General features: G+C 70.6%; 23 protein-coding genes. 14 read left to right on the top strand and 9 right to left on the bottom strand.

All coding sequences use genetic code 11. From position 1 onward, the window contains the following. Positions 1 to 34 precede the first annotated feature (34 nt). Complete coding sequence (locus AB0E78_RS29715; RefSeq protein ID WP_361838716.1) at positions 35 to 1,243, top strand: histidine kinase; 1,209 nt, start codon at positions 35 to 37, stop codon at positions 1,241 to 1,243. Here the strand turns inward: AB0E78_RS29715 and AB0E78_RS29710 are convergent. Continuing rightward, on the bottom strand, positions 1,214 to 1,978 hold the full coding sequence (locus AB0E78_RS29710; protein ID WP_361838713.1) for an alpha/beta fold hydrolase: 765 nt from the start codon (positions 1,976 to 1,978) through the stop codon (positions 1,214 to 1,216). The genes AB0E78_RS29715 and AB0E78_RS29710 overlap by 30 nt on opposite strands. A 238-nt stretch (positions 1,979 to 2,216) precedes the next feature. Here AB0E78_RS29710 and AB0E78_RS29705 point away from each other — a divergent pair, with 238 nt between their 5' ends. Then, positions 2,217 to 2,888, top strand: a complete 672-nt coding sequence (locus tag AB0E78_RS29705; RefSeq protein WP_361838711.1) for a response regulator transcription factor — start codon at positions 2,217 to 2,219, stop codon at positions 2,886 to 2,888. A 36-nt stretch (positions 2,889 to 2,924) separates the two neighbouring features. Here AB0E78_RS29705 and AB0E78_RS29700 read toward each other — a convergent pair whose 3' ends face one another. Continuing rightward, entirely contained in the window at positions 2,925 to 3,944 is a 1,020-nt protein-coding gene (locus AB0E78_RS29700) for a Gfo/Idh/MocA family oxidoreductase (RefSeq protein WP_361838709.1), read from the bottom strand. A 127-nt stretch (positions 3,945 to 4,071) separates the two neighbouring features. On the opposite strand from AB0E78_RS29700, the gene AB0E78_RS29695 reads away from it, so the two are divergent. Beyond that, the gene (locus AB0E78_RS29695) at positions 4,072 to 4,821 is read left to right on the top strand and encodes a GntR family transcriptional regulator (RefSeq protein ID WP_361839180.1); all 750 of its coding nucleotides are present in this window, start codon (positions 4,072 to 4,074) and stop codon (positions 4,819 to 4,821) included. Between the two features lie 40 nt (positions 4,822 to 4,861). Here the strand turns inward: AB0E78_RS29695 and AB0E78_RS29690 are convergent, their stop codons facing one another. After that, positions 4,862 to 5,422: a DNA starvation/stationary phase protection protein gene (locus tag AB0E78_RS29690; protein ID WP_361838706.1), complete on the bottom strand. Its 561-nt coding sequence runs from the start codon at positions 5,420 to 5,422 to the stop codon at positions 4,862 to 4,864. A gap of 104 nt (positions 5,423 to 5,526) precedes the next feature. Beyond that, complete coding sequence (locus AB0E78_RS29685; RefSeq protein WP_361838703.1) at positions 5,527 to 6,393, bottom strand: SigB/SigF/SigG family RNA polymerase sigma factor; 867 nt, start codon at positions 6,391 to 6,393, stop codon at positions 5,527 to 5,529. A 172-nt stretch (positions 6,394 to 6,565) separates the two neighbouring features. Between AB0E78_RS29685 and AB0E78_RS29680 the strand changes: the two genes are divergently transcribed. From AB0E78_RS29680 to AB0E78_RS29645, 8 genes are all read left to right on the top strand, one after another. Continuing rightward, complete coding sequence (locus AB0E78_RS29680; protein ID WP_361838700.1) at positions 6,566 to 6,739, top strand: CsbD family protein; 174 nt, start codon at positions 6,566 to 6,568, stop codon at positions 6,737 to 6,739. Between the two features lie 191 nt (positions 6,740 to 6,930). Continuing rightward, positions 6,931 to 7,932: a sugar ABC transporter substrate-binding protein gene (locus AB0E78_RS29675; protein ID WP_361838699.1), complete on the top strand. Its 1,002-nt coding sequence runs from the start codon at positions 6,931 to 6,933 to the stop codon at positions 7,930 to 7,932. Positions 7,933 to 8,027: 95 nt separating this feature from the next. Next, positions 8,028 to 9,041 (top strand): sugar ABC transporter substrate-binding protein, encoded by a 1,014-nt coding sequence (locus tag AB0E78_RS29670; protein ID WP_361838696.1) that lies wholly within the window; start codon positions 8,028 to 8,030, stop codon positions 9,039 to 9,041. Next, a complete protein-coding gene (locus AB0E78_RS29665) occupies positions 9,038 to 10,108 on the top strand; it encodes an ABC transporter permease (protein WP_361838693.1) in 1,071 nt (356 codons plus the stop codon). Before AB0E78_RS29670 ends, AB0E78_RS29665 begins: the two co-directional genes overlap by 4 nt. After that, positions 10,105 to 10,926 (top strand): ATP-binding cassette domain-containing protein, encoded by an 822-nt coding sequence (locus AB0E78_RS29660; RefSeq protein ID WP_361838690.1) that lies wholly within the window; start codon positions 10,105 to 10,107, stop codon positions 10,924 to 10,926. Before AB0E78_RS29665 ends, AB0E78_RS29660 begins: the two co-directional genes overlap by 4 nt. Positions 10,927 to 11,147: 221 nt before the next feature. After that, positions 11,148 to 12,305: an ROK family glucokinase gene (locus tag AB0E78_RS29655; protein ID WP_361838686.1), complete on the top strand. Its 1,158-nt coding sequence runs from the start codon at positions 11,148 to 11,150 to the stop codon at positions 12,303 to 12,305. A 3-nt stretch (positions 12,306 to 12,308) separates the two neighbouring features. Beyond that, entirely contained in the window at positions 12,309 to 12,926 is a 618-nt protein-coding gene (locus tag AB0E78_RS29650; protein WP_361838683.1) for a sugar kinase, read from the top strand. 53 nt (positions 12,927 to 12,979) lie between these two features. After that, the gene (locus tag AB0E78_RS29645; RefSeq protein WP_361838680.1) at positions 12,980 to 14,278 is read left to right on the top strand and encodes a sulfite oxidase; all 1,299 of its coding nucleotides are present in this window, start codon (positions 12,980 to 12,982) and stop codon (positions 14,276 to 14,278) included. Positions 14,279 to 14,282: 4 nt separating this feature from the next. On the opposite strand, the gene AB0E78_RS29640 is transcribed toward AB0E78_RS29645, so the two are convergent. From AB0E78_RS29640 to AB0E78_RS29630, 3 genes are read right to left on the bottom strand one after another with little or no spacing between them, the layout of a single operon-like run. After that, a complete protein-coding gene (locus tag AB0E78_RS29640; protein WP_361838678.1) occupies positions 14,283 to 15,218 on the bottom strand; it encodes an ornithine cyclodeaminase family protein in 936 nt (311 codons plus the stop codon). A 59-nt stretch (positions 15,219 to 15,277) separates the two neighbouring features. Next, positions 15,278 to 16,327 (bottom strand): hypothetical protein, encoded by a 1,050-nt coding sequence (locus AB0E78_RS29635; RefSeq protein WP_361838675.1) that lies wholly within the window; start codon positions 16,325 to 16,327, stop codon positions 15,278 to 15,280. A gap of 47 nt (positions 16,328 to 16,374) precedes the next feature. Further along, positions 16,375 to 17,232 carry a helix-turn-helix transcriptional regulator gene (locus AB0E78_RS29630; RefSeq protein WP_361838672.1) on the bottom strand — a complete coding sequence of 286 codons (858 nt, stop codon included), beginning with the start codon at positions 17,230 to 17,232 and terminating at the stop codon, positions 16,375 to 16,377. A 233-nt stretch (positions 17,233 to 17,465) separates the two neighbouring features. Between AB0E78_RS29630 and AB0E78_RS29625 the strand changes: the two genes are divergently transcribed. Together AB0E78_RS29625 and AB0E78_RS29620 are read left to right on the top strand one after the other, a co-directional pair. Continuing rightward, on the top strand, positions 17,466 to 18,530 hold the full coding sequence (locus AB0E78_RS29625; RefSeq protein WP_361838669.1) for an aldo/keto reductase: 1,065 nt from the start codon (positions 17,466 to 17,468) through the stop codon (positions 18,528 to 18,530). Positions 18,531 to 18,737: 207 nt separating this feature from the next. Then, on the top strand, positions 18,738 to 18,947 hold the full coding sequence (locus AB0E78_RS29620; RefSeq protein WP_361838666.1) for a DUF6243 family protein: 210 nt from the start codon (positions 18,738 to 18,740) through the stop codon (positions 18,945 to 18,947). A 233-nt stretch (positions 18,948 to 19,180) separates the two neighbouring features. Here the strand turns inward: AB0E78_RS29620 and AB0E78_RS29615 are convergent, their stop codons facing one another. Together AB0E78_RS29615 and AB0E78_RS29610 are read right to left on the bottom strand one after the other, a co-directional pair. After that, on the bottom strand, positions 19,181 to 19,456 hold the full coding sequence (locus AB0E78_RS29615) for a hypothetical protein (protein ID WP_361838663.1): 276 nt from the start codon (positions 19,454 to 19,456) through the stop codon (positions 19,181 to 19,183). 5 nt (positions 19,457 to 19,461) lie between these two features. After that, positions 19,462 to 20,013 carry a DUF5994 family protein gene (locus AB0E78_RS29610; RefSeq protein ID WP_361838661.1) on the bottom strand — a complete coding sequence of 184 codons (552 nt, stop codon included), beginning with the start codon at positions 20,011 to 20,013 and terminating at the stop codon, positions 19,462 to 19,464. 797 nt (positions 20,014 to 20,810) lie between these two features. On the opposite strand from AB0E78_RS29610, the gene AB0E78_RS29605 reads away from it, so the two are divergent. Further along, positions 20,811 to 21,797, top strand: coding sequence for an acyl-CoA desaturase (locus AB0E78_RS29605; protein ID WP_361838658.1), 987 nt, complete (start codon positions 20,811 to 20,813; stop codon positions 21,795 to 21,797). Positions 21,798 to 21,856: the final 59 nt, after the last annotated feature.

Below are 21,856 nucleotides of genomic sequence, written 5' to 3'. Positions count from 1 at the left end.
CCGACGGCCCCGGCAGTGCGTAGATTTGTCGACCATGAGCGGCAACGAGACCCCGGCTGTCCCCGGCCGGCGCAGGCCCCGGCGGACCATGCGTGACTGGGGCGTCGACTTCGCCTGTTTCTTCGTGGCCGTCGCCATCGGGATGGTGGGCGCGGACGCCGTCGGCAACAACCCGCACGTCTCGCCCGGCCTCGCGGAGGCCGACCAGGTCATCGGCGCACTCGCCTGCGCCGCCGTCTGGCTGCGCAGGCGCTGGCCGGTCGGCCTCGCCGTCGCCATGGTGCTGGTCAGCGTGGTCTCGGACACCGCGGGCGGCGCGTTGGCCGTGGCGCTGTTCACTCTCGCCGTGCACCGGCCCTTCCGGTACGTCGGCTGGATCGGCGGGGCCTCGATCTGTCTGATGCCGTTCATCTACTGGGTGCGGCCCGACGCCGACGTACCCTTCCTGGTCGCCGTCCTGTTCGGGGTGCTGGTCAACGCCTCCGTCATCGGCTGGGGCATGTTCGTGCGCTCGCGCCGCCACCTCCTGCTCAGCCTGCGCGACCGCGCGATCCGCGCCGAGAACGAGGCCACGCTCCGCGCCGAACAGGCCCAGCGCCTGGCCCGCGAGTCCATCGCCCGCGAGATGCACGACGTGCTCGCCCACCGCCTCACCCTGCTCAGCGTGCACGCGGGGGCCCTGGAGTTCCGCCCGGACGCCCCCCAACAGGAGATCGTCCGCGCCGCCGGTGTCATCCGGGAGAGCGCGCACGAAGCGCTGCAGGACCTGCGCGAGGTGATCGGCGTCCTGCGCGGCGGCGGCGACGGCGAGGCGTCGGGACGGCCGCAGCCCACCCTCGCCGCCCTGGAGACCCTGGTCGCCGAGTCGCGCGAGGCGGGCATGAAGGTCGCACTCGACCACCGCGTCCCCGACTCGGCCGCCGTGCCCGCCGCCGTCGGCCGCACCGCGTACCGCATCGCCCAGGAAGGCCTGACCAACGCCCGCAAGCACGCCCCGGGCGCCGAGGTGACCGTCCTGCTGTCCGGCGCCCCCGGCGAAGGCCTCACCCTGTCGGTGCGCAACCCGCCGCCGCCCGGAGAGGTGCCGAAGGTCCCCGGTTCCGGGCAGGGGCTGATCGGTCTGACGGAACGGGCCACGCTTGCGGGCGGCCGCATCGAGCACGGGGCCGCGGACGACGGCGGCTTCCGCGTCGACGCCTGGCTGCCGTGGGACTCAGCCCCGGGTCGCGGCGGCGATCTGTGAGCGCAGCAGCGCGGCCACGGCCGGCATCTCGTCGGTGAGGTAGAAGTGGCCGCCGGGGAACACCTCCATCGCGAACTCCTGGGTGGTGTGCTCGCCCCAGGCCCGTACCTCGTCGAGCGGAGCCATCGGGTCGTCCGCACCCGTCAGCGCGAGCACCGGACAGTCCAGGCGCTTGCCGTCGGAGTGCCGGTAGGTCTCGATGGCGCGGTAGTCGGCGCGGAGCGACGGCAGGATCATCTCGCGCACGTCCGGGTCGGCCAGGAGCTCGCTGTCGGTCCCCGCGAGGCTCGCCACCTCCCGGAGCAGGCCGTCGTCGTCCAGGAGGTGCACGAACATCTCGCGGAAGAGCGAGGGCGCCCGGCGCCCCGAGGGGAAGAGCCGCAGCGGGACGGTGCCGTCGGCCGCGAGCCGCAGCGCCACCTCGAAGGCCACGACCGCGCCCATGCTGTGGCCGAAGAGCGCGAGCGGCTTGCCGGTCCACGGCTTCAGCGCCTCGTACGCCTGGTCGGCGAGGTCGGAGACGCTCTCGAGGGACGGCTCCGAGATGCGGTCCTGACGGCCCGGGTACTGCACCGAAAGGACGTCGACCTCCGGGGCGAGCAGCTGTGTGAGGCCGAGGAAATAGCTCGCCGAACCTCCCGCGTGCGGGAAGCAGACCAGTCGGCAGTCCGCATCCTCCGCCGGCTTGTAGCGCCGTATCCAGGCGCTCCGGCCGCTCCCCTGTCCACCACTCACAGCACACCGTCCTGTCCGGTCAGCGGGACGCCCCGCGGTTCGCGCGTAACGACCAGTCGTGTCGTGGCCGGCATCCGGCCGGCATCCCGGCGATCGTACCCAGGAGGCTCGCTCCAGGGCCTCAGTGCCGATGAATCCCAGGGCAGTTGACCGGCCGGGAGAGATGCGGGCGGGCCTCGCGCGGGCCCGCGTACGGCACGTGTGATCGGCAGTCCCGGGAGCTCGTTACTGTGGGTCCATGAACCCGATCCGCGTGCTTCTCGTCGACGACGACCCGCTGGTCCGCGCCGGTCTGTCCTTCATGATGGGCGGCGCGGACGACATCGAGATCGTCGGCGAGGCGGCGGACGGCTCCCAGGTGGCCCCGCTGGTCGGCGAGCTCCGCCCCGACGTCGTACTGATGGACATCCGGATGCCCACGATGGACGGTCTCGCGGCGACGGAGGCCCTGCGCAAGCGCCCCGACGCCCCCGAGGTCATCGTCCTCACCACCTTCCACGCCGACGAACAGGTGCTGCGGGCCCTGCGGGCCGGGGCGGCCGGGTTCGTCCTCAAGGACACCCCGCCCGCCGAGATCGTCGCGGCGGTACGGGCGGTCGCGGCGGGGGAGCCGGTGCTCTCGCCCACGGTGACGCAGCAGTTGATCACTCAGGTGACAGGCGTGGACCCCCAACAGGGACGCCGCGAGCGGGCGTTGGAGCGGCTTGCGCTGCTGGGGGAGCGGGAGAGGGAGGTGGCGGTCGCGGTGGGGCGGGGCGCGTCGAACGCGGACATCGCGGCGGAGCTCTACCTGAGCGTGGCCACCGTCAAGGCCCACGTCTCCCGCGTCCTGACGAAGCTGGACCTCAACAACCGGGTGCAGATCGCCCTGTTGGCGCATGACGCGGGTCTGCTGGACGGGGTGGAGTAGCACGCGCCCCTTATAGGGAGCCGGCCGGGCAGATGATCAGAACCCGTCGATCTCCGCCAGCCGCACCAACCGCCCCTCCCCGCGCGACAGTTCACACGCCTCGGCGATCCGCAGCGCCTCCAGCGCCTCGCGGCCGTCGCAGGGATTGGTCCGCTCGCCGCGCACGACGTCCACGAACGCCGCGAGCTCCGCCTCGTACGCCGGAGTGAACCGCTCCAGGAAGCCGGGCCACGGCTTGTCGGGCGGCGGCGGGCCCGCGGGCTCCACGGACGACAGGGGCGTGCGGTCGTCGAAGCCGACCGCGATCTGGTCGTCCTCTCCGGCCAGTTCCATCCGTACGTCGTAGCCCGCGCCGTTGCACCGCGTGGCCGTCGCCGTGGCGAGCGTGCCGTCGTCCAGGGTGAGGACCGCCGCGGCCGTGTCGACATCGCCCGCGTCGCGGAACATCGAGGGCCCGGCGTCCGACCCGGTCGCGTACACCTCCGTCACCTCACGGCCCGTCACCCAGCGCAGCATGTCGAAGTCGTGGACCAGGCAGTCGCGGTAGAGCCCGCCGGAGAGCGGGAGATACGCGGCCGGCGGCGGCGCCGGGTCGGAGGTCATCGCGCGGACCGTGTGCAGCCGCCCGAGCCGCCCCGACCGCACGGCCTCGCGCGCCGCCACGTACCCAGCGTCGAATCGCCGCTGGAAGCCGAGCTGGAGCACCGTGCCCGCGGCCTCCACCTCCCGGAGCGCGGCGAGCGTGCCGGGCAGATCGAGGGCGATGGGCTTCTCGCAGAACACCGGCAGGCCGGCGCGCGCCGCCTTGCCGATCAGCTCGGCGTGCGCGGCGGTCGCCGCGGTGATCACCACCGCGTCCACGGAGCCCGACCGGCCGCTCCCGGTGAAGACGTCGTCCACCGAAGACGCCGACGCCGCGCCGATCCGCGCCGCGAGCCCCGCCGCACGCCCGGCGTCGGCGTCCGCGACGACCAGTGAATGCACCTCCGGATGCCGCTGCAGGGCCGCGGAGTGAAATGTGCCGATACGACCCGTTCCGATCAGTCCGATGCGCATGGACCCACCCTCGCTACGCGCCGCGATCCTGTCAATCCTTTGTCCGGACAACAGAACTTCAGAACTTCCCGTCATCATTCCCTGCGACTACGCTCACCACGTGCCCACATCAGCCGACAAACCAGCCGTGGACCCGACCGTCTCGCTCCAGCTCGGCGTCGACCGCAGCAGCCCGGTCCCGCTGTACTTCCAGCTGTCCCAGCAGTTGGAGGCGGCGATCGAGCGCGGCGCCCTGACGCCGGGCACCCTGCTCGGCAACGAGATCGAGCTGGCGGGCCGCCTCGGCCTCTCCCGGCCGACCGTCCGCCAGGCCATCCAGTCGCTCGTCGACAAGGGACTGCTCGTGCGCCGCAGGGGCATCGGTACCCAGGTCGTGCACAGCAAGGTCAAGCGCCCCCTTGAACTCAGCAGCCTTTACGACGACCTGGAGGCCGCGGGCCAGCGCCCCGAGACCCGCGTCCTGCGCAACACCGTCGAGCCCGCGTCCGCCGAGGTCGCCGCCGCGCTCGGCGTCGCGGAGGGCGACGAGGTCCACCTGATCGAGCGGCTCCGACTGGCCCACGGGGAACCCATGGCCTGTCTCCGCAACCACATCCCGTCCGGGCTGATCGACCTCGACACCGCACGCCTGGAGGCCACCGGCCTCTACCGGATGATGCGCGCCGCGGGCATCACCCTGCACAGCGCGCGCCAGTCCGTGGGGGCCCGCGCGGCCGCCACCGACGAGGGCGAACGCCTGGGCGAGCCCGCGGGGGCCCCGCTGCTCACGATGCAGCGCACGACCTTCGACGACACCGGCCGCGCGGTCGAGTTCGGGTCGCACATCTACCGGGCCACGCGCTACTCCTTCGAGTTCCAGCTCCTCGTACGCCCCTAGGACCGTACGAGGAGCCGGAACGGCGGAGCCGCGAAGGGAGTCACTCGCCCGAAGACTTCTCGGCGGCCTCCGCCTCGGTCGTGGCGCCGTCCGTGGTGAGCGTGCCGCCCGCCGTCTCCAGGTGGGCCCGCACGAACCACTGGAACTGCTCGAGGGCCCGCAGCTGCTCGATCAGCAGATCCTCGGTGGCGGGGTCGATGGACCCCACCTTCTTGATGGCCGCGCGCACGTCCTGGATGACCCCGGTGTAGACGAGGTCGAGGGCGCCGAGGTGGGCGATGGCGTCGGCGCGGCCCACGCTGTAGTCGTCCCACGTGCGCTCCTTGACCAGGGCGCCGGGGGTGCCGTGGGCGATGCCGCCCAGGGCCGCGAGCCGCTCGGCCGCGTCGTCGGCCAGCTCACGCACACGGTCGACCTGCGGGTCGAGCATCTGGTGCACGGCGATGAAGTGCGGGCCGACCACGTTCCAGTGCACGTGCTTCAGCGTGAGGTGGAGATCGTTGAGCGCGTGCAGCCGCTGCTGCAGCAGCTCGATGACCGTGCCGGCCTCCCGGACCGTGAGGCCGGGGACGGTGTACTTGGGGGTGGCCTCGGAAGTCAACGGACTGCCTCCTGTCTCGTATGTTCTGTACGGGTTTGCGGTCTCCTGGTGCCCCGGGAGACCGCCGTTACACCCGCCACTGCCCGGACGCGGTCGGCGCGGGGCTAGTCGGTGGCCAGCAGGCCGACGCGGAGCTTGCCCACGAGACGCGTGATCAGCCGGGAGACGTGCATCTGCGAGCAGCCGAGCGCGTCGGCGATCTGCTGCTGGGTCTGCTCCTCGACGAAGCGGAGATGGATGAGGGTGCGTTCCCGTTCGTCGAGTTCGGCGATCAGCGGGGCGAGCGAGTGGAAGTTCTCGACGAGTTCGAAGGACTGCTCGTCGATGCCGATGAAGTCGGCGAGCATCGTGTCGGATTCGTCGTCGGCGCCGTTGACGGCCGCGTTCAGGGAGACGGCGTTGTAGCCGTTGGACGCCTTCTGCGCCTCGGCGACCTCGGAGGGCTTGAGCTGCATCAGTTCCGCCAGCTCGGCCGTGGAGGGCATCCGGCCCAGACGGGTGCGCAGCTCCTCGGTGGCCTTGGACAGTTCGATGCGTGCTTCCTGCAGGCGGCGCGGCACGTGCACGGCCCAGGAGGTGTCCCGGAAGAACCGCTTGATCTCCCCGGTGATGTAAGGGACGGCGAAGGACGTGAACTCGACCTCGCGGGACAGTTCGAACCGGTCGATGGCCTTGATCAGGCCTATGGTGCCGACCTGGATGATGTCTTCCATCTCCTGATGGCCGCGGTGCTTGAACCGGGAGGCCGCGTACTGCACGAGAGAGAGGTTCATCTCGATCAGGGCGTTGCGCACGTACTGGTACTCGTGCGTGCCCTCCTCGAGTTGGGTCAGGCGGTCGAAGAAACGCTTGCCGACCTCCCGCGCGTCCCTCGGCGCGATGGAGGAGGGGTCCGTGTACGCGCGTTCAGCGAGTTCGTCCCCGGCTCGGGTGGCCGGGTCCTGCGTCTGCTCCAGCGCCGCGGTGCTCATGCGTTCCGCTCCTTCTTAGGATCGAATCTTCCTTCGGCGAGCGCCCGTGTACCCCGCTGTCCGCCGCCCACACACGCGCATTTCCGAGCAACGCGGTGATGTTTGCCGGGCGGCTGAGCGGTCATCCGGAGTGGCAGCACATGATGTCGATGCCAAGGAGCGTGAGCGGACCATGACCGCCAACGAGAAGGCCAAGGCGAAGACCGAGCAGGCCACCGGTGCCGCGAAGGAAGCCGCCGGACGCGCCGTGGGCAACGAACGCCTCACCGCCGAGGGCCGCGCCCAGCAGATGAAGGGCGACGCACGGCAGGCGAAGGAGAAGACCAAGGACATCGGCAAGCACTGAACTCGCACAGCACTGTTGGGGCGGTCCCGTCTTTCGGGGCCGCCCCGACGGCGTGGTGCGCGCACCGCCGCAGATACCAACTCGCCAACGGTCGTCAGAATGTTCTGACAAAGCCATTGACGCTGCCGCGCGGCCGCCGCTAGAACTCCTCCAGCCGCACTCGGGCGGCCGGAAGAAGAGGTGGTCCCACCATGCGTACAGCCCGCAGGGCAGCAGGCATCACCGTTTGCATGGCCGTCATCGCGCTCGCCGCCGGGTGCAGCAGCTCCGGCGGCAAGGACGACGAGGACACGTCGGGTGACGGCGGGGGAGGCGGCAAGGGCGTGAACACGCCCCGCCTCAAGATCTCGATGATCACGCACTCCGGCGAGGGCGACACCTTCTGGGACATCGTCCAGAGCGGCGCGAAGCAGGCGGCCCGCAAGGACAACGTCGAGTTCCTCTACTCCAACGACAAAGAGGCCAAGGGGCAGGCCGAGCTCGTCCAGTCGGCGATCGACAAGAAGGTCGACGGCATCGTCGTGACCCTGGCCAAGCCCGAGGCGATGAAGGCGGTCCTCGGCAAGGCCGAGGCAGCCGGGATACCGGTCGTCACGATCAACTCCGGCGGCGAGTTCTCCGCCGACTTCGGCGCCCTGAGCCACATCGGCCAGGACGAGTCGGTGGCGGGCGAGGCCGTCGGCGACGAGCTCGACAAGCGCGGCAAGAAGAAGGCGCTCTGCGTCATCCACGAACAGGGCAACGTCTCCCTGGAGCAGCGCTGCGCGGGCGTCAAGAAGACGTTCAAGGGATCGGTCGACAACCTGAACGTCGAGGGCACCAACGCGCCCGGCGCCCAGTCCTCCATCAGCGCGAAACTTCAGGCGACCAAGGACATCGACGCCGTCGTCACCCTCGGCGCGCCGATCGCCGCCATCTCGGTGAAGGCCAAGGAGGACGCGAAGAGCAAGGCGGAGGTCGACACGTTCGACCTGAACGCCGAGGTCGTCAAGCGCCTCAAGGCCAAGGAGGTCGGCTTCGCCGTCGACCAGCAGCCCTACCTCCAGGGCTACCTCGCCATCGACGAGCTGTGGCTCTACAAGACCAACGCGAACGTCCTCGGCGGCGGCAAGCCCGTCCTCACCGGACCCGCGATCGTCACCGAGAAGGACGTGCCGAAGCTGGAGAAGTACACCGCCCGCGGTACCCGATGAACACATGCGTGATCCGCGTGACCGATACTTGGGCGGCTGGGGCCGGGGATCCGGACCGGCCTCACCGAGGAGCAGAGCTAGAAGGGCACGGCGTCGTGGCAAGGGTTCAGACAGGGGTACGTGCGGTGGGCGCCGTGCTGGTCGCGGTGCTCGGGGTATCCCTCGCGGGGTGCAGCAGCACCGGTGGCAAGCGCGCCGAGGACGCACGCAAGGCGGCAACGGCACAGGGCAAGGCCGCGGTGAGCACGCCGCGGTGGACGTTCGGCATGGTGACCCACTCGGGTGACGGCGACACGTTCTGGGACATCGTCCAGGAGGGCGCCGAGGAGGCGGCCCGCAAGGACAACATCAAGTTCCTCTACTCCCACAACGCCGAGGCCCAGCAGCAGGCCCAGCTCGTGGACTCGTACATCGACAAGAAGGTCGACGGCATCATCGTCAGCCTCGCCAAGCCCGCGGCGATGAAGGGCGCCCTGGCCCGCGCGAAGAAGGCCGGCATCCCGGTGATCACCGTGAACTCAGGCTCCGCGGAGTCCAAGGAATTCGGCGCGCTCACCCACATCGGCCAGGACGAGACGATCGCGGGCGAGGCCGTCGGCGACGAGCTCAACAAGCGCGGCAAGAAGAAGGCGCTCTGCATCCTGCACGAGCAGGGCAACGTCGGCCACGAGCAGCGCTGCGAGGGCGCCAAGAAGACCTTCGACGGCAAGATGCAGAACCTGTACGTGACCGGCACGAACATGCCCGACGTGCAGTCCTCCATCGAGGCCAGGCTCCAGTCCGACAAGTCCATCGACTCGGTCGTCACGCTCGGCGCGCCCTTCGCGGACACCGCGGTGAAGGCCGCGGACAGCGCCGGCAGCAAGGCCGAGGTCGACACCTTCGATCTGAACGAGAAGGTCGCGGCGGGCCTGAAGGACGGCACGCTCGGCTTCGCCGTCGACCAGCAGCCCTACCTCCAGGGCTACGAGGCCGTGGACCTGCTCTGGCTCTACAAGTACAACGACGACGTGCTCGGCGGCGGCAAGCCGGTCCTCACCGGACCGCAGATCATCACCAAGGACCAGGCCGCCAAGCTGGAGGATTACGCGAAGCGAGGGACCCGATGACAGCGACAGCCCCGGCGCCCGCCCCGTCCCCCGGCTCTCCGGACACCAAGACGGACGAGCGCCTCCTGAAGGCCTCGCCGCTGAAGAAGCTGATGGGCCGCCCCGAGCTCGGCTCCGTCGTCGGCGCCATCGCCGTCTTCATCTTCTTCGCGGTCGCCGCGGACAGTTTCCTGCAGGCCACCAGCCTCGCCACGGTCCTCTACGCGGCATCGACCCTCGGCATCATGGCGGTGCCGGTGGCGCTCCTGATGATCGGCGGCGAGTTCGACCTGTCGGCGGGCGTCATGGTGACGACGTCCGCGCTGATCTCGTCGATGTTCAGCTACCAGATGACGGCGAACGTCTGGGTCGGCGTGCTCGTCTCGCTGATCGCCACGCTCGGGGTCGGCGTCTTCAACGGCGTGATGCTGACGCGCACCGACCCGCCGAGCTTCATCATCACGCTCGGCACGTTCCTGATGCTGACCGGCATGAACCTCGGCTTCACCAAGCTGATCAGCGGCACGGTCTCCACGAAGTCGATCGCCGACATGGAGGGCTTCACCTCCGCCAAGAACGTCTTCGCCTCGACGATCACCATCGGCGGCGTCGACTTCAAGATCACGATCCTCTGGTGGCTGGCCCTGATCGCGGTCGCCACCTGGGTTCTGCTCCGTACCCGCGTCGGCAACTGGATCTTCGCGGTCGGCGGCGGCGAGGACGCGGCCCGCGCGGTCGGCGTCCCGGTCGCGGCAACCAAGATCGGCCTCTACATGGGCGTCGCCTTCGGCGCCTGGATCTCGGGCCAGCACCTGCTGTTCTCGTACGACGTCGTCCAGTCCGGCGAGGGCGTCGGCAACGAACTGGTCTACATCATCGCGGCCGTCATCGGCGGCTGTCTGATCACCGGCGGCTACGGCTCGGCGGTCGGCGCGGCCGTGGGTGCCCTCATCTTCGGCATGGTCAGCAAGGGCATCGTGTTCGCCGAGTGGAACCCGGACTGGTTCAAGTTCTTCCTCGGAGTGATGCTGCTCCTGGCGACCCTGCTCAACCACTGGGTCCGCAAGCGCGCGGAGGCGACGAAGTGACCACCGAACCGACCGACGTCACCGATGCGGTACCGGGACCGGACCGCACCCCGCTCGTCGAGCTCGACGACGTCAGTAAGTACTACGGCAACATCCGCGCCCTCGAAGGCGTCTCCCTGGAGGTCCACGCGGGCGAGATCTCCTGCGTCCTGGGCGACAACGGCGCGGGCAAGTCGACCCTCATCAAGATCATCGCGGGTCTGCACCGGCACGACGCGGGAGAATTCCGCATCGACGGCGAGGACGCGAAGCTCGGCTCGCCGCGTGAGGCCCTGGACCGCGGCATCGCCACGGTCTACCAGGACCTCGCCGTGGTCCCGCTGATGCCGGTCTGGCGCAACTTCTTCCTCGGCTCCGAGCCGACGAAGGGCGTGGGCCCCTTCAAGCGCCTGGACGTCGACCTGATGCGCGAGACGACCCGCGCGGAGCTACTGCGCATGGGCATCGACCTGCGCGACGTCGACCAGCCCATCGGCACCCTGTCGGGCGGCGAGCGCCAGTGCGTGGCGATCGCCCGCGCCGTCTACTTCGGCGCCAAGGTCCTCGTGCTCGACGAGCCGACGGCGGCGCTCGGCGTCAAGCAGTCGGGCGTCGTCCTGAAGTACGTCGCGGCGGCGCGGGACGCGGGACTCGGAGTGGTCTTGATCACCCACAACCCGCACCACGCGTACCTGGTCGGCAACCGCTTCGTCCTCCTGAAGCGCGGCACGATGTTCGGCAGCTACGCACGCGACGAGGTCACCCTGGACGAGCTGACCCGCCAGATGGCGGGCGGCAGCGAACTCGACGACCTGCGTCACGAGCTGGAGAAGCGCTGACGGGCGCCCCTTCAGGGGCGTGCGGAAAAGCCCCGTAAGGGGCGCGGGGAACTGCGCGACAAGCCACCAACAAGCCGCAGTCGCGTCTGCCTGGACACCCGGCAGACGCGACTGCGGCACTTCTGTGGTTGCTCGCGCAGTTCCCCGCGCCCCTTACGGGGCGCTCCGCACCCCGAGTCCCGTTGTGCGCGCCCCCGCGAGTGTGAGGCAGAATCGCCGCAATGAGCACCTACCGCGACCTCGCGCACCGCGGCTCCGCCCGGGCCACCGTTCTGCGTACCGTGGGCACGCGGGAGCGCCGATCACATCTGACGGCGCCCCGTGTGCCCACCGTCGGCATCGACATCGGCGGCACGAAGGTGATGGCGGGCGTCGTCGACGCCGACGGCAACATCCTGGAGACCCTCCGCACGGAGACCCCGGACAAGTCCAAGAGCCCCAAGGTCGTCGAGGACACCATCGTCGAGCTGGTCCTCGACCTCTCCGACCGGCACGACGTGCACGCGGTGGGCATCGGCGCGGCGGGCTGGGTCGACGCGGACCGCAACCGCGTCCTGTTCGCCCCGCACCTGTCGTGGCGCAACGAACCCCTCCGCGACCGCATCTCGGGCCGCCTCGCGGTCCCCGTGCTCGTCGACAACGACGCGAACACCGCCGCGTGGGCGGAGTGGCGCTTCGGAGCGGCCCGCGGCGAGGACCACCTGGTCATGATCACGCTCGGCACCGGCATCGGCGGCGCGATCCTGGAGGACGGCCAGGTCAAGCGCGGCAAGTTCGGCGTGGCCGGGGAGTTCGGCCATATGCAGGTCGTCCCCGGCGGCCACCGCTGCCCGTGCGGCAACCGCGGCTGCTGGGAGCAGTACAGCTCCGGCAACGCGCTGGTCAGGGAGGCCCGCGAGCTCGCCGCGGCCGACTCCCCGGTCGCGTACGGGATCATCGAGCGGGTCAAGGGCAACATCCCCGACATCACCGGCCCCCTCATCACGGAGCTGGCCCGCGAGGGCGACGCGATGTGCGTGGAGCTGCTCCAGGACATCGGCCAGTGGCTCGGCGTCGGCATCGCGAACCTCGCCGCCGCCCTCGACCCGTCCTGCTTCGTGATCGGCGGCGGCGTCTCGGCCGCCGACGACCTCCTCATCGGCCCGGCCCGCGACGCATTCCGCCGCCAGCTCACGGGCCGCGGCTACCGCCCCGAGGCCCGTATCGCCCGCGCCCAGCTCGGCCCCGAGGCCGGCATGGTGGGCGCCGCCGACCTGGCGCGGCTGGTGGCCCGCCGCTTCCGCAGGGCGAACCGCCGCCGGGTGGAGCGCCACGAACGCTACGAGCGGTACGTGGAAGCGCGCCGCACCAACGACCGCACTTCGCAGGGAACCCAGTAAGTGATGACCGTGCCGCGCCAGCCCTCGTCCCCGGACTCGCCCGACTCCCCGGAATCCTCGGGCTCCCCGGAATCCGCCGACGGGGGCGGCCCCCGCGAGGACCACCGCCACATGATCCGCCGCCGCTGGCTGACGGCCACGATCATCGTGCTCCTGATCGGCGTACCGGCCGGCTATCTGGTGATCTCCGCGAACCAGAGCCGCAACAGCGGCCGCGACAAGGAGGCCAAGTACTCCGCGACGGGTCTCACCGCGGGCTGGCCCTCCAGGGTGCAGCGCCGTCTCTACGACGTGCCGATCCCCCCGTACTCCCGGGAAGTCGCCTACTACGAGACGAACAACTGGCGCACCAGCCGGCTGTACGCCCAGTTCCTCACGAGCAACAAGGGCCTGGACAAGTTCCTCAAGCGGATCGGTACGAGCACCGACAAGCTGAAGAAGAACGACATCACCATCAGCAAGCGCGACCGCAAGGTGGTCGGCTGGGAGTTCACGGACCCGGGCCCCTGGCTCGGCCTCACCCATGTGCAGAGGGACCCGGTGCCGACCCTCGACGTGGTGGTGAACCGCGCCAACCCGGAGCACCCGATGGTCTATGTAGTGTCTACGACAACCCCGTAACTGGCGTGTTTCATCGGTGAGTTGACCCAGGGTCGACTCGTACGATGACGCCCATGATCTCCAGAGACACGTCCGCAGGGGCATCCGAAGAGGGCTACGACGGGCGGCGGCATGCCCAGTGGCTTGCGGGGGAGGCGCGGGCGGACGGAGTGGCACGCAGGGACATGCTGCGGCTCCTCGCGGCGGCCGGGACCGCTGGGGCGGTCGCGTCCCTGGGAGCACCGACGGCAGTGGCGGCCGACCCCGCCGACTCCGTACCCACGGCCGCCCCCGGGATCGTGAAACCGCTCCCCGCCGACCGCTTCACGATCCGCGGCACGAACGCGGAAACGAAGTTCGAGGCGCTGGCAGGGACGGGGTACTACACCCCCGCCTCCCACTTCTTCGTCCGCAACCACACGGCGACACCACGCCTGGACGCCAAGACGTGGAGCCTGAAGATCTGGGGCGACGGCCTGAAGGGCGGCAGGGCAAGGGAGTTCACGCTCGCGGACCTCGAACGCCTGCCGTCGACGTCACGCACCGCCTTCGTCGAATGCGCGGGCAACGGCAGAAGCTTCTTCACGACCCAGCAGGGACAGCCGGCCTCCGGCACGGCCTGGACCCTGGGAGCGATTGGCAACGCGCGCTGGCGCGGCGTACGCCTCTCCGACGTCCTGCGCCTGGCAGGCGTGTCGCGCCACGCGGTGGACGTCATGCCGAGCGGCCTGGACGCGGAGTACGTCACGGACGACGGCACGAACCTGGGCCGGGTCCGCCGCCCGCTGCCGCTCGCCAAAGCGATGGACGACGTGATCCTGGCGTACGAGATGAACGGCGCCCCGCTCCCCGCGGACCACGGCCACCCGGTGCGGCTCCTGGTCCCGGCGTGGGTGGGCATCGCGTCGATCAAATGGGTGGGCGACATCGAGGTCTCGTCGACGCCGCTCTACTCCCCCTGGAACACGCGGTTCTACCGCCTGTTCGGCGAGACGTACCCGCCGGAGGGCAGCGCCCCACTGACCCACCAGACCCTGAAGTCGGCCTTCGAACTCCCCTGGAATGCGGCCCTGCCCGCGGGACGGACCCACCACCTGACGGGCCGCTCATGGTCGGCGACGGGTGCGATCTCGCACGTGGACATCAGCACGGACGCGGGCCGCACCTGGCACAAGGCCCACCTCAAGGACAAGCCCCGCCAGGGCAGTTGGACCCGCTGGACGACACCCTGGCACCCCAAAACCCCCGGCCCGGCCACGCTCCTGGCCCGCACGACGGACACCACGGGCCACACCCAGCCGCCCACGACGACACACAACACCCAGGGCTACCTGTTCGACGCGGTGGTACGACATGCGGTACGGGTGGTGTGAGCCCCTAGCCGGCCTTCACTCCCTCGTAGACAGCCGCCGCCACCGCCAGGTCCTCCCAGGCCATTCCCGCAGACTTGAACAGGCGAGGCTGTTCATCGGGCTGCTTTACCTCGCCCCTCACCAACTCGGCCAGCGTTCGCAGGGTGTTCGTGTCGAAGGCGCCCGATGCCGTCGCGAGGACGATGTCGCCGCACTCCCGCATCGCCACCTCGTGCGACTCGGCCACCACCAGGCCGCGTCGCAGGAGCTTCTCGTCGACCTCGCGTGCGTCCGGTTCGTGTGAGCCCACCGCCGCGACCGTCGCGTGGGACGGGAGCAGTGCGCTGTCGAAGAGCGGTTCGCGGGCTGTCGTGCAGCAGCAGACCACGTCGGCCGTGGCGACGTCGGCCGGAGTGGCGGGTGTCGCCGACAGGCCCGCGGCGCGGCACCGGTCGACGAAGGCCGCCACCCGTTCCGGGTTCCGTGCCACCACGTCCACGTGCGCCAGCGTCGGGCGCACCGCGCGGACCGCCTCCACATGGCCCCAGGCCTGCGGGCCGGTGCCGAAGACCAGGAGACGACCGACCTCCGGGACCGCCAAGTGCCTGATCGCCGCGCCCGACACCGCGGGGGTGCGCAGGGACGTCAGCGCGATGCCGTCCAGCAGGGCGACGGGCGTGTGGGTCGTTCCGTCCAGGAGGAGGTACACACCCTGGACGCGGGGCAGGTCGCGGGCCGCGTTCCGCGGGGTGACCGTGGCGATCTTCACCCCCGTGTACGACCTCGTGGACGACGGCATCAGCAGGAGCTGGCCGCCCGGTACGTCCACCACTCCCCGCGGCGGTTCCTTCTCCGGGTCCAGGCCCGTTCTGAGGACGGCCTCCACCGCCTCGATCGCCGTGGACATCGGGACGAGCCGGGCCATCGCCTCGGCGTCGATGTAGGGCGGGGCCTCGCTCATGCCTGGTCCTTTCGGGGCTGCTGTCTGCCCGGGGCGCTCTGCTCGCAGCTCTGCTCGCATCACATCACGTTCATGATCACTCCCTTATAGAACATCTCCACCGCCTGGTCGACTCTGCGGATGAACCCCGAAACGCCGCGGGAGAGGGACAGGCGGAATCCGGTGATCGGGCTGCCGGGGGCGGGGAGCAGGTCCGCCGGTTCCGGGCGGAGCTTGTCCAGGGTGCCGCGCGGGCCCGGCACCTCGCCGCGGATCAGCGTCTGGACGTGCAGGTCGCCGGGGGCGTCGGACAGCTGCTTCATCAGGCGCTTCACCCAGGTGAGCGGGTAGCCCTGCTCGGGCGCGGGGACCGCCATCGACGTACGGAGGCGGCTCAGGCGCAGATCCGCGGTGATCTGCAGGGTGCCGGGTGCGCCCTCGATCCGGATCTCGGCGTGCGGCTTGCCCTCCTCGCAGAGCGACTTGGCCAGCGCCAGACGCCGTGAGTGCGGATCCGTGCCGCGCTTCGCCCGCTGGACGGGGGTCACCTTCTCGCCGAGCTCGCCGCCAAGCCGCAGGCACACCTGGCGGATCAGCCGCTCCCAGCTCTCGACGACGAGGACCGCGCGCGAGCCGCCGGGCACCAGGGTCTCGTCGTCGACGCCGTTGCGGACCGGGACCCGGGCGGGGCCCACGTTCTGGAAGCCGTGACAGCCCGAGTTCTTGTGCTGGAGGTAGTGCAGGAGCTCGCGCAGCAGCCAGGCGTGCGGCTCCTGGCGTACGCCTTCGTGGAGGAGCAGGAGCAGGAGCTGCGCCTGGTGCGTCACGTCCGCCCACGCCAGATGCCAGAGCGCGACCTTGTTGCGGCGGCGGCGGCCGTCGGCCTTCATGCCGACCGGCGGACTGCCGTCCAGCGCCACGTCGTTGGAGAGCGTGACGACCGCCTCGTAGCCACGCCGGGCGGCTATGTACACGTAGTCCTGGACCTGTTCGGGCCTGAGCGGGTTGCCGTTGGTCTTCGTCTCCACCAGCGCCGTCCAGAGCTTTCCCGCACGCTCGACCCTGATGACGCCGTCGGGGCGCCGCGGCCGGTCCGCGTTCGGCAGCGCGACCTCGGTGAAGGTCTCCATGCGCGGCCCGCGGTGGTCAGCCGCCGCCCGAACTCCGCGGCGCCCTCTTACCCACGCGCCCCGCGCGGCCGGTCCGATGCCGACAGCCGGTCCAACGCCGAACGGCTCTCGTCGTCCGCGGCACGGTAGATCACCAACTGCTGGTCCGGGTCCTGGAGCGGCACGAGCACCTCGAACCGCACCGCGACCTCACCGATGTCGGGATGCCGCAGCACCTTGCGCCCGCGGCCGTTGACCTTGATGTCCCGCTCGGCCCACAACCGTGCGAAGTCCTCGTCGTACGCGGCGAATTGGGTGATGCGTTCGGCCAGCTCCTGATCCTCCGGATGCGCGGCCCACGCGGCGCGCAAGTGGGCGATCCCCTCCCGCACGACTTGTTCGCGGTCGACGTAGACCTCGCGCATCCCCGGGTGCATCAGGCACAGCCACATCGCGTTGCGCCGCGACGGCGGCAGGGTGTCGAAATCCAGGAGCAGCCTCGCCATCTCGGTGTTCCACGCCAGGATGTCGTAGCGGTGGTTCAGCAGCATGGCGGGCAGCGGCGACAGGTCGTCGACCAGCCGGGCCAGCTGCGGTGCCGCCGTGGTGGCGGGCTCGGCGGCCTTACGGGGACGCCGCTGGGCCAGGTCGAAGAGGTAGGCGCGTTCGTCGGGGGCCAGGCGCAGCGCCCGGGACAGCGCCTCCACCACGTCCGCCGAGGGTCGCAGCCCGCGGCCCTGTTCCAGCCGCACGACGTAGTCGATGCTCACCCCGGCCAGTTCGGCGACCTCTTCGCGGCGCAGCCCCGGGGTCCGCCGGGACCGCCGACGCTGCGGCAGGCCGACATCGTGCGGGTCCAGGCGTTCGCGCCGGGCCCGCAGGAACGCGGCCAGCTCCTGTGTCGGGTCGACGGTGCCCGTCGTCATGGTCGGTCCAGCAGCCAGGTCGTCATGGCCGGTCCAACAGCCGGGGTGGGACTGCTGTTCCCAGGAACTTCCTTCCCTTACCCCCGGCCCCCGGCGGTCACAGACTCGATCCCGGCAACGGACCACAGGCACGGCGAGCACCACAGACACGGCGAGCACGACAGGCACGGCGAGCACCACAAGCACGGCGAGCACCACAGACACGACGAGCACCACAGACACAGGAGCACCCGATGTCCCTCACTCTCGACAGCTACCGGCTCCTCGGCCGCTCCGGACTGCGGGTCTCCCCGCTGGCGCTGGGCGCGGCGACCTTCGGCACCGAATGGGGCTGGGGCGCCGAGCAGGACGAGGCGCGCAAGCTGTTCGACCTCTACGTCGAGCGCGGCGGCAACTTCATCGACACCGCCACCACCTACACCGACGGCAGTTCCGAGCGCCTGCTGGGCGAGTTCACCCGCGACCACCGCGAGAGCCTGGTGCTGGCCACGAAGTACACGACCCTGCGCAGGCCCGGCGACCCCAATTCCGGGGGAAGCCACCGCAAGAGTATGTTCGCTTCGGTGGAGGCGAGCCTGCGCCGGCTGCGGACGGACTACATCGACCTGCTCTACCTGCACGTGTGGGACTTCACGACGCCGGTCGAGGAGATCCTGCGTGGCATGGACGACCTGGTCCGCCAGGGCAAGGTCCTGTACGTGGCGATCTCCAATGCCCCGGCCTGGCAGGTGTCGCGCATGCAGGCCATCGCCGACCTGCGGGGCTGGTCGCCGCTGGTGGCGCTGCAGATCGAGTACAGCCTGATCGAGCGCACCGGGGAACGTGACCTGATCCCCATGGCGCGTGAGCTGGGGCTCGGCGTGCTGCCGTACTCGCCGCTGGCCGGCGGGGTGCTCACCGGAAAGTACGGCCGCGACGACCTGACCGCGGCGAACGCCGCGGTCGACGACGGCACCCGCAGGCGTGTCACCGTCGCGGGCGGAGCGCTCACCGAACGCAACTTCGCCGTGGTGGACGTCGTGAAGGAGGTCGCCGCGGAGCTGGGCCGCACGCCCGCCCAGGTCGGTCTTGCCTGGACCCTGCGGAACCCGGGCGTGACGGCACCGGTCATCGGCGCACGCACCCCCGCACAACTGGAGGCCAACCTGGGCGCCCTGGAGGTCGACTTCACCGCCGCCCAGCTGGCCCGCCTCGACGAGGTGAGCGCGATCGCCCTCGGCATCCCGCACGACCTGCTCGCCGGCGACTTCGGCCGCACACTGACCCGCGGCGACATGTCGATCGAGGGCCGCCGCTGATGCGCGATCCACCGCGTATGAGATGACCGCGGAGTGGAAAATTGGTGTGAGAGGGTGACGGGACCGGGTAACGTCATGGTCATGTTCTTCCAGACGCCGATTTACGAGTGAGAGCGTGATGGGCCCCCGCTGACGTCCTCCGACGTCGCCGTGCCCGTCCCCCACCGATGAATCCGTAGATCACTTCACACCATTCCGGGAGAACCCGTGAGCAAGAACATCAACAACCCCGTGGGCATGGGCGGCGGCAAGCGCAAGAAGCTGTCCCGCGCGGAGCGCCAGAACAACGGTCCGCACCGCAACCTCGACCGCAAGGGCGCCGCCGACCAGAAGGCGGAGCTGGTGCGCAAGATGCGCGAGAAGACCGCCGAGGCCGAGAACGCCGGACAGGCGAGCGACGACACCACCCAGAGCTGACGCACCGCCGCCGCAGGGCGGCACATCACGAGGCAGGGCCCGGACCGCATCATGCGCTCCGGGCCCTGCCGCCGTACCGGCGCGGAATCGTCCGCCCTCTGACGTCCAGGTGGTCCAGATCGACGCCGTTCACTCGGGTGTGGCCCTTGTGGGCCAGGTGCGTCGAAGGTCTTGGTGACAGAAAGGTGACACGACCGTCCGGTGCGGTGGCGGCACCTTCGGCACGGACCGGCTCAGCGGGCCCGCTTGGGCGTGGTGCGGTTACGGCGGCGGCGCGCCCGGAAGCGTCCTCGGCCGCCGTCGCGGTGATCGTGCCGGTCGGCCGGCGGAGCGGGCCGGGGAAGGGTCCCGCCGCCGCTCGGACTGGCGGGGGTCCTGCCACCGGGCAGGGCGCGGCTGTAGGTGTGCATGGCCACCCCTTCGGCGTGGCGGGCGTCGAGGCAGTGCATCGCGTACGCGGCGACGGTGATCGGGAGCAGGAAGGCGGCTGTGGTGAGTGCGGCGTCCATCGTGGTCACCGCCTGGTGTCCGGGTGGACGGCGTGGGCGGAGGCGGCGCCGTCCTCGTACTCCCAGGACTCCTGCGCGCTCTGCGGCCGGTCGCCCGCGGCCATGTCGCGCGCGGTTTCGGCGGCGATGAGATCGGTGGCGGTCAGCGGGGGCCCGTCCGGGGCGCAGGCAGCGCTCATGAGCCGGGCGGCGCTCGCGTCATCCGTCTCGGGCGGGATCACCAGCAGATCCCATCGGTCGGCCCCGTAGGAAAGCAACAGCAGCTTGTGGGGGTCGAGTTCAGGGGTGAACCAGCCGATCTTGAGCACGCGGCCGTGGAGGGTCACCTTGTGCGGGACGACGGGCCAGAGCATTGGATTCACGGCGACCCGGGTGATGCGGCCCCACCGCGGATCGAGTTCGTCCGCCAGAGCGGGGAGTTCGGTGGCCAGGTCGCGCGAGCGGGGCCACCAGGCGCCGTCGAGGAGGCCGCGGCCCGTCGGGGACTTCAGTGCCACACGGGCGGTGGGTGCCGGAAGAGGCATGGTGGTGCGGGAGGGCGTGAAGGTCGCGATCATGGGGCGAACCCGTCTTCGGAGCGGCGCGACGGCTGCTCTCGATGCCAAATGGTCACCGAGGACGAGACCCGCGTGGATGCCGGAGTGCGAAGTGCCCTTGGTGCCTACACGGTACTCCTGCAAGCCCGGCTCGGTGACGAGTCCGTCGCCGTCCGTTGTCGGCTTCCCTGCCGGCGCGGTGCCGCGGACGCCGTCGGCGCGGGCCCGGTGGGGCGGAGAGCGGAGTCGACCGGCGTGATCATCGGCCGGATAGCCGCGTCGGCCTCGCTGTGTGGTGGCACGACAAGCAGGTCCTAGCGTCCGGCGACCTCGCGAGAAGAGCCGCATCTGCGCGGGCCGAGGCGGGGCGCGTACCAGGACGCCGTGACCGTGTGGCCCGTCACGGGGCTACCAGGCTCCGCACGCACACCGGCTCCGGCGTGAGAGTCGGGGCGCAGTGCGGGTCGAGCGGGCGGGTGCCACTCGGACCCGCCGGAGACGGTTGAACTCGACGGGGCGGTAGGCGCGTTCATGGCACATGCTCTTCCGCGGGGTCGCGTGACGGTGGGGCCCGGGGCCTCGGGCCGCGGTGCGCCGGAAGTGACGTCGAACGGAGTCGGAGTACGAGGACCACCCGGTGGACTCCGGCGTACGTCCAGTCCGTTTCTGGGCGAGCAGGAGTACGGTGGAAGGTGCGAGGGCGTGCAAATAACCGCTGCCCGATCACTCCGGAGCACCCACCTTCACCCTTGCCACCCGTTCAGGGCCAGCCCCCGACCCCGGCCGCGCCATCCGCAACCAGGCCGAGGAGTCCGTAGATGTCCTTGAACTCCACCGCAGATGTCACCACACTCCCGCCGGACCGGACATACGACGGCAACTCGCCGTTCCCTGAGGGGAGTTCGGCGCCGCCACGGGAAGGCGGGGATCGCCTGTACGTGGCGGTGACGGCGGTGATCGTCGCGCTGCCCTTCGTGGCGCTCGGCGCCGCCGCATGGCTGCTGTGGGGGCGTCTGATCCATCCCGGGGACGTGGTGCTCGGGATCGCTCTGTACGTGGTCACGGGTCTCGGTGTCACGGTCGGCTTCCACCGCGGTCTCACGCACGGGAGCTTCCGGGCCGTCCGCCCCGTGCGCGTCGCGCTCGCGGTGGCCGGGTCGATGAGCTTCCAGGGCGATGTCATCGGCTGGGTCGCCACGCACCGCCGCCACCACGCGTTCACCGACCGCCCGGGCGACCCGCACTCCCCGTACCGCTACGGCACACATCTGCGCGGCCAGTTGCGCGGTCTGCTGCACGCGCACGTCGGCTGGCTGTTCCGCAACGACCCTACGTCGTCCGAGCGTTACGCCCCGGACCTGCTGGCCGACCGCGACATCCGTGCGGTCTCCCGCGCCTTTCCGACGCTGTGCATCATCACCCTCGCCCTGCCGTTCGGCCTGGGCTGGGTGATCGGCGGCAGCTGGCTCCACGGAGTGACCGGACTGCTGTGGGGAGGACTTGTCCGTATCGCGTTGCTGCATCACGTCACCTGGAGCGTGAACTCGCTGTGCCACATGATCGGTGAGCGCCCGTTCCGCACCCGGAGCCACGACCGGGCCACCAACCTGTGGCCACTCGCCCTGCTCTCCTTCGGCGAGAGCTGGCACAACCTCCACCACGCCGACCCGACCAGCGCCCGGCACGGGGTGGGGCGATACCAGCTGGACCCGTCGGCCGCGGTCATCCGCCTCCTCGAACGCCTCGGCCTCGTGCGTGACGTGCGCTGGCCGACGCCGGCCCGTGTCGCCGCCCGCCGCGCCTGACGGCTTCCTCCGGAACGTCCCCAAGCATCCGCACCCCCCTCCACGCACAGCAGTCGGCA

The sequence above is a fragment of the Streptomyces sp. NPDC032198 genome, assembly GCF_040636975.1.
Classification (GTDB): Bacteria; Actinomycetota; Actinomycetes; order Streptomycetales; family Streptomycetaceae; genus Streptomyces.
This window is presented reverse-complemented; position numbering and strand designations above follow the sequence as displayed.

What these genes read in the sequence shown, in the direction of transcription:
- AB0E78_RS29665 (WP_361838693.1), top strand. Translation starts at nt 9,038, where the DNA reads ATGACAGCGACAGCCCCGGCGCCCGCCCCGTCCCCCGGCTCTCCGGAC.
- AB0E78_RS29700 (WP_361838709.1), bottom strand. Translation starts at nt 3,944, where the DNA reads ATGCGCATCGGACTGATCGGAACGGGTCGTATCGGCACATTTCACTCC.
- AB0E78_RS29615 (WP_361838663.1), bottom strand. Translation starts at nt 19,456, where the DNA reads ATGGACGCCGCACTCACCACAGCCGCCTTCCTGCTCCCGATCACCGTC.
- AB0E78_RS29625 (WP_361838669.1), top strand. Translation starts at nt 17,466, where the DNA reads ATGTCCCTCACTCTCGACAGCTACCGGCTCCTCGGCCGCTCCGGACTG.
- AB0E78_RS29650 (WP_361838683.1), top strand. Translation starts at nt 12,309, where the DNA reads ATGACCGTGCCGCGCCAGCCCTCGTCCCCGGACTCGCCCGACTCCCCG.
- AB0E78_RS29610 (WP_361838661.1), bottom strand. Translation starts at nt 20,013, where the DNA reads ATGATCGCGACCTTCACGCCCTCCCGCACCACCATGCCTCTTCCGGCA.
- AB0E78_RS29715 (WP_361838716.1), top strand. Translation starts at nt 35, where the DNA reads ATGAGCGGCAACGAGACCCCGGCTGTCCCCGGCCGGCGCAGGCCCCGG.
- AB0E78_RS29630 (WP_361838672.1), bottom strand. Translation starts at nt 17,232, where the DNA reads ATGACGACGGGCACCGTCGACCCGACACAGGAGCTGGCCGCGTTCCTG.
- AB0E78_RS29685 (WP_361838703.1), bottom strand. Translation starts at nt 6,393, where the DNA reads ATGAGCACCGCGGCGCTGGAGCAGACGCAGGACCCGGCCACCCGAGCC.
- AB0E78_RS29640 (WP_361838678.1), bottom strand. Translation starts at nt 15,218, where the DNA reads ATGAGCGAGGCCCCGCCCTACATCGACGCCGAGGCGATGGCCCGGCTC.
- AB0E78_RS29680 (WP_361838700.1), top strand. Translation starts at nt 6,566, where the DNA reads ATGACCGCCAACGAGAAGGCCAAGGCGAAGACCGAGCAGGCCACCGGT.
- AB0E78_RS29675 (WP_361838699.1), top strand. Translation starts at nt 6,931, where the DNA reads ATGCGTACAGCCCGCAGGGCAGCAGGCATCACCGTTTGCATGGCCGTC.
- AB0E78_RS29635 (WP_361838675.1), bottom strand. Translation starts at nt 16,327, where the DNA reads ATGGAGACCTTCACCGAGGTCGCGCTGCCGAACGCGGACCGGCCGCGG.
- AB0E78_RS29705 (WP_361838711.1), top strand. Translation starts at nt 2,217, where the DNA reads ATGAACCCGATCCGCGTGCTTCTCGTCGACGACGACCCGCTGGTCCGC.
- AB0E78_RS29655 (WP_361838686.1), top strand. Translation starts at nt 11,148, where the DNA reads ATGAGCACCTACCGCGACCTCGCGCACCGCGGCTCCGCCCGGGCCACC.
- AB0E78_RS29645 (WP_361838680.1), top strand. Translation starts at nt 12,980, where the DNA reads ATGATCTCCAGAGACACGTCCGCAGGGGCATCCGAAGAGGGCTACGAC.
- AB0E78_RS29605 (WP_361838658.1), top strand. Translation starts at nt 20,811, where the DNA reads ATGTCCTTGAACTCCACCGCAGATGTCACCACACTCCCGCCGGACCGG.